The sequence below is a fragment of the Chrysiogenia bacterium genome, assembly GCA_020434085.1.
Taxonomy (GTDB): Bacteria; JAGRBM01; JAGRBM01; order JAGRBM01; family JAGRBM01; genus JAGRBM01.
In genome coordinates this window covers 1-4571 of the sequence record JAGRBM010000482.1, presented here as the reverse complement: position 1 = coordinate 4571, position 4571 = coordinate 1, and the positions used below count along the sequence as shown (strand labels likewise).

Below are 4571 nucleotides of genomic sequence, written 5' to 3'. Positions count from 1 at the left end.
CGCAGCGGCTGACGAAATTGGCCGGAAACGTCCTCGCATTTGAAGAACTCGCGCAGCGGCGGCTCGAAGAGATCGAGTCGCTCGATACCAAAGCCGCCTTCGAACGCGACGAGGAGCGCTACCACGAACTGCGCATCGCCGTGAAACACCTGCGCTACGTGGTGGAGAATTTTCTGCCCGAGCTCGACATCGCCGAGGGACGCGATCTCAAACACGTGCAGGATCTTCTGGGGGAGGCCCACGACCTGTGCGTGCTGCGAGAGAGCCTCGTCGCACTGGCCGCGCCCGATGACGAAATGTTGCTGCTTGCCTGGCGCGAGCGTATCGCCGCCGAATACGCCCGTCGCATCGGTGAATACCGCCGCATGGTGCAGGGGGCCTATGGCATCTGGGAGCGCTGGCGCAGGATGCTGAATGAAGAACTGGACGCGCGCGGCGAGCCGTAATTCCTAGACAATCGGCGCGACGACTTGTGCGGCGGCTGATTCGCTCAGCAGCTCGGGCGGCATGCTTGCGCGGATGGCCTCGCAGAGCGTGTCGGCAATGGCGCGGCGCAGGTAGGCCCGGCCGAGCAGCAGACTGACCTCGCGCACGGGAGCGCCGCCGGCAAACGGGCGCACGTAGCGCTTGCGCTTTGCCGGGCTCAGGTCGGCGACCGCCAGGTGCGGCACAACCGTGATGCCGAAGTTCTGTTCCACGAGTTTCATCAACGTCTCGATGCTTCCGCTCTCGAAACGAATGGGGCCCTTGCCGCTGCTACTGGCGCGGCAGAGCTGGAGTACCTGGCTGCGAAAGCAGTGCCCCTCGGGCATGATCCACACTTCATCGTCGTGGAGATCGGCCTCGGCGATGGCCTTCTTTGCAGAGAGCTTGTGCTCGGGCGAGATAAAGACCTCAAAGGGTTCGTAGAAGAGCGCGCGCTCGGTAAGGCCCGGCACGTCCAGCGGCGTGACCGCGAGCCCGCCATCGAGCCGGTCGGCGGCCAGCGCTTCGAGAATGCGCTCGGTCTGCAGTTCCTGAATCTCCAGCTCGACTTTCGGATAGGTCCTGGCAAAGTGCGGCAGGAATCGCGGCAGAACGTAGGGCGCCAGCGTCGGGATGATCCCCAGCCGGTAGGGACCCGCCACCTCGCCGCGCGATTCGCTCAGCACGTCGTCGATCCGGCCCGCCTCGCGCAGGACGGCGCGAATCTGGGTGATGACCTTCTCGCCCAGGTCCGTGGGGACGACGGGCTTGCGGCTGCGATCCAGGACCAGCACGCCCAGCAGGTCCTCGGCCTTCCGGACCTGCATGCTCAGGGCCGGCTGGCTCACGTGGCAGCGCTCGGCGGCCTTTCCAAAGCTCCCCAGCTCGGCCACGGCGAGCAGGTATTCCATCTGGGTGAGGGTAATATCCATAAGTAAATATTATATTATCATAAAATACTGATATTTTATTTATAAATGGAAATGGTGCACATTGAAACCATGCCGGGCAGGGAAACCCCCGGCGGGAAGGTGAAAACAATGAGTACCATCGACAAAACCCAAACCAAGAAGAACCTGGAGGCCGCATTTGCCGGCGAATCCATGGCCAACCGCAAATACCTCTACTTCGCGCGCATCGCCCGCGAACTGGGCGACGAGGAAGTCGCCGCGGTCTTCGAGGAGACCGCCCAGCAGGAGACGGCCCATGCCTTCTCCCACCTGGACCTGATCTACCCCAAGGACGAACTCACGGTGGAGCGCCTGCTGGAACTGGCTATCGAGGGCGAGCGCTACGAGCACAACGTGATGTATCCGGGCTTCGAAAAGACCGCCGAAGAAGAGGGACGCGCCGACGCCGTCGCGGAGTTCCGCGAGCAGGCCGACGAATCGAAGGAACATGCGGAGAACTTCGAGAAGACCCTGGCCAAGGCCCGCAAGCGCTTTGCCGCACTCACCAAGGTGGAGAAGATCCACGCCGACCGCTACCAGAGCTATCTGGATGCGCGCAAGGCCGGCTGAAGGGAGCACGCCATGAAGAAATATGAATGCATCGTGTGCGGGTATATCTACGATGAAGAACTTGGCGATCCCGACGGCGGCATCGCGCCGGGCACCCGGTGGGAAGACCTCCCCGAGGACTGGACCTGCCCCGAGTGCGGGGTGAGCAAGGACGACTTCGAGCTACTCGAAGAGGGGGCGGCCTGAGGGCCGCCCCTTCCCTTTAGGGGTTCTTTGCGGCTGCCAGCGCGGCGGTCTCGTCGCCCAGCTTCCTTGCCTTGGCGAAGATGCCGTCGGCAAAGCCGTAGAGGTCGGGCGCCACGCGGGCCGGGTCTTCTTCCATGGGGACGTGGCCCAGGTCTTCGTAGACCTTGAGTTCGGCCTGGGGCATTTTCTCCTGGAACTGCCTCATCGCGTCGCGGGAGATCCACGGGTCCTTGCCGCCGAGCATGAGGAGCACGTCCTGCTTGATCTTGGGCATCTCATCGAGCACCGCGCCGCCTTCGGTCTTGTCAACGAGATCGAGCAGGGAGAGGCGCCAGGAATTGGCGGCGCCGGGCAGGCGGCTCAGGCCGTAGTAGTAATCAATGAGTTCCTCGCTCACCCGATCCTTGTGGCCGTAGATCTGGCGGATCGTCATGGCCGTGGCGAAGCGCTGGGGAACGTTGAACAGGGCCGGGCCGAGGACCGGTACCCGCAGGATGTGAAAGACCGGTGGCATTCCCTCGTCGGGAAGCTTCGCACCCGCGGCATCGATGGGCACTGCTCCGGCGATCCACTCGGGATAGTTGGCGGCGGCCCAGATGGTGGTGGCCCCGCCCATCGAGTTACCCGCCAGCACGACGGGCCGGCCGATCTCCTGCCTGATGAAGCTCGTGACCGTTTCCGCAAAGCGCGGCAGGCCGTAGTCGAGGTTCTCGGGCTTTTCAGAGAAACCAAAGCCCGGCAGGTCGAGCGCCCAGGCGGTGTAGCCCTCGGGCACGCGCTCCTGAATGCCCTCCCAGGTAAACGATCCCGAACCAAAGCCGTGAACCAGTACGACGTTGCGCTCGCCGCTGCCGGCCCGCGTGTAGTGGATCTGCAGGTCGTCCACATCGACGAACTTGCCGGCGGGTTTGGGCAGCTCCACGCTGCAGGCGGTCACAAAGACGAGGGTCAGGATTGCGAGCAGTTTCTTCATGGTTTACTCGTGCGGGAGTTCCGCTGCCAGGCGCTTGATGTCGATGGGATGAGTGTCGACCCAGCCATGGGCATAGACCTTCGAGAAGTCCTCATTGACCATGAGGACTTCGGAAGTCTCAGTACCTTCTTCCTTGCCGGCCAGCGTAATCGGTCTGGCTCTGGAAAACCGGGCCGGCACCCGCCCGGCGCGGTCGCCCAGGAAGAGCAGCCGCTCGCTGGAGGGAATGTAGGGCTGCGCGATCTTGAGGCTCACGCGCGTGGTGAAATGCGGGGTCATGGTGTCGTAGGCCGCGCGGGTAAGGGCCCCGGCGTTGTCGAGATACATGCAAATCAGGCTGGGCCCGTAGAAGCCCTCGCGTGCGACGAAGCGGTGCATGGCCTCATAGGCCGTGCCGCCCTCGGATGCGGGCTTGTTGGTGGCGCACCAGCAAAGCTCGTCGGTTCCGAAGTAGGGAAGTCCTACCGTGCGCAGTACTTTCTTTTGCTCGCTTTCGTGTGCTTTCTCAAAGCGGCTCTTCCACCTTGCAAGCGCCTCGGGCGCGAGAATCTGGTCCTCGCCGATGCTCCAGGCAGCGGCCTGCAGGCGGTCGGTCTCGTTGAAGCGGGAGGTGAACCACCAGCCGTCATCGGTGTTGTGAAAGCGCGCCTCGAAGGGCACGGATTTGCCCAGCGGCAGCGCCGCGCCAAGGCCCACGTTGATCGCGCAGGGGAAGAGTTCGATGCCCGCATTGCGGGGAATGTGCCTCAAGATCGCGATGGTACGGATCAGGCAGTGCAGCCCGCCGTGCAGGCGCCCGGGAGGGCCGCGCAGGCCGACGTGATCGAAGATCATCTCGCCGGTGGCGGGCTCTCCGGCGGCAAGGCGCTCGGCACCTTCCCAGTCCTCGACCATCACTCCGGCAACGAGCTTGTCGGTGGGTGGCGACTCAGCGATGACCTTCGCCAGTTCAGGAGTCCAGTGGGAATTGTAGAGTTCGCGGTGTGGATTCATGTGTCCCTCCGTTACGCCCGGGAGAAGCCCGGTGCATACGGCGGCCACAGGATGCCAGAAAAATGCCGCACTGCGCAACAGGCTGTCTCCGGCCCTCGCATGGCGCTCCAATCGGGGGTATGAAGGGGGAGAACGGGCGAGAATGGCACCATGATGAAAATAACTTTTTTGGGCGCAGTCGGAACGGTTACAGGGTCGAAGTATCTGGTGGAGGCCGGCGGGCGCAACATTCTGCTCGATTGCGGGCTTTTCCAGGGCTACAAGCAGCTTCGTCTTCGCAACTGGTCGCCGCTTCCCATCGACGGGAGACACATCGACGCAATCGTGCTCACCCACGCGCACCTCGACCACAGCGGCTACATCCCGCTGCTCATGCGCCGGGGCTTCAAGGGACCGGTCTGGACGAGCGTCGCCACGCGCGAGCTCTGCGAGAT

General features: G+C 63.4%; 7 protein-coding genes. 4 read left to right on the top strand and 3 right to left on the bottom strand.

Features of this window, described 5'->3' with window-relative positions; genetic code table 11:
- Window positions 1-446, top strand: a 446-nt coding sequence (locus KDH09_16295) for a CHAD domain-containing protein (GenBank protein MCB0221259.1), incomplete at its 5' end; no start/stop codon positions are given.
- 3 nt (window positions 447-449) lie between these two features.
- On the opposite strand, the gene KDH09_16290 is transcribed toward KDH09_16295, so the two are convergent.
- Window positions 450-1397 carry a hydrogen peroxide-inducible genes activator gene (locus KDH09_16290; protein MCB0221258.1) on the bottom strand — a complete coding sequence of 316 codons (948 nt, stop codon included), beginning with the start codon at window positions 1395-1397 and terminating at the stop codon, window positions 450-452.
- Window positions 1398-1505: 108 nt separating this feature from the next.
- Here KDH09_16290 and KDH09_16285 point away from each other — a divergent pair, with 108 nt between their 5' ends.
- Both KDH09_16285 and KDH09_16280 read left to right on the top strand, forming a co-directional pair.
- On the top strand, window positions 1506-1985 hold the full coding sequence (locus tag KDH09_16285) for a rubrerythrin family protein (GenBank protein ID MCB0221257.1): 480 nt from the start codon (window positions 1506-1508) through the stop codon (window positions 1983-1985).
- 12 nt (window positions 1986-1997) lie between these two features.
- The gene (locus KDH09_16280) at window positions 1998-2171 is read left to right on the top strand and encodes a rubredoxin (GenBank protein MCB0221256.1); all 174 of its coding nucleotides are present in this window, start codon (window positions 1998-2000) and stop codon (window positions 2169-2171) included.
- 16 nt (window positions 2172-2187) lie between these two features.
- Here the strand turns inward: KDH09_16280 and KDH09_16275 are convergent, their stop codons facing one another.
- On the bottom strand, window positions 2188-3144 hold the full coding sequence (locus KDH09_16275) for an alpha/beta hydrolase (GenBank protein MCB0221255.1): 957 nt from the start codon (window positions 3142-3144) through the stop codon (window positions 2188-2190).
- A gap of 3 nt (window positions 3145-3147) precedes the next feature.
- Complete coding sequence (locus KDH09_16270) at window positions 3148-4137, bottom strand: hypothetical protein (GenBank protein ID MCB0221254.1); 990 nt, start codon at window positions 4135-4137, stop codon at window positions 3148-3150.
- Window positions 4138-4290: 153 nt separating this feature from the next.
- On the opposite strand from KDH09_16270, the gene KDH09_16265 reads away from it, so the two are divergent.
- Window positions 4291-4571: MBL fold metallo-hydrolase (locus KDH09_16265; GenBank protein ID MCB0221253.1), on the top strand; the 281-nt coding region annotated here is incomplete at its 3' end.

Coding starts and splice junctions, on each gene's coding strand:
- KDH09_16290 (MCB0221258.1), bottom strand. CDS start 1,397: ATGGATATTACCCTCACCCAGATGGAATACCTGCTCGCCGTGGCCGAG.
- KDH09_16285 (MCB0221257.1), top strand. CDS start 1,506: ATGAGTACCATCGACAAAACCCAAACCAAGAAGAACCTGGAGGCCGCA.
- KDH09_16280 (MCB0221256.1), top strand. CDS start 1,998: ATGAAGAAATATGAATGCATCGTGTGCGGGTATATCTACGATGAAGAA.
- KDH09_16275 (MCB0221255.1), bottom strand. CDS start 3,144: ATGAAGAAACTGCTCGCAATCCTGACCCTCGTCTTTGTGACCGCCTGC.
- KDH09_16270 (MCB0221254.1), bottom strand. CDS start 4,137: ATGAATCCACACCGCGAACTCTACAATTCCCACTGGACTCCTGAACTG.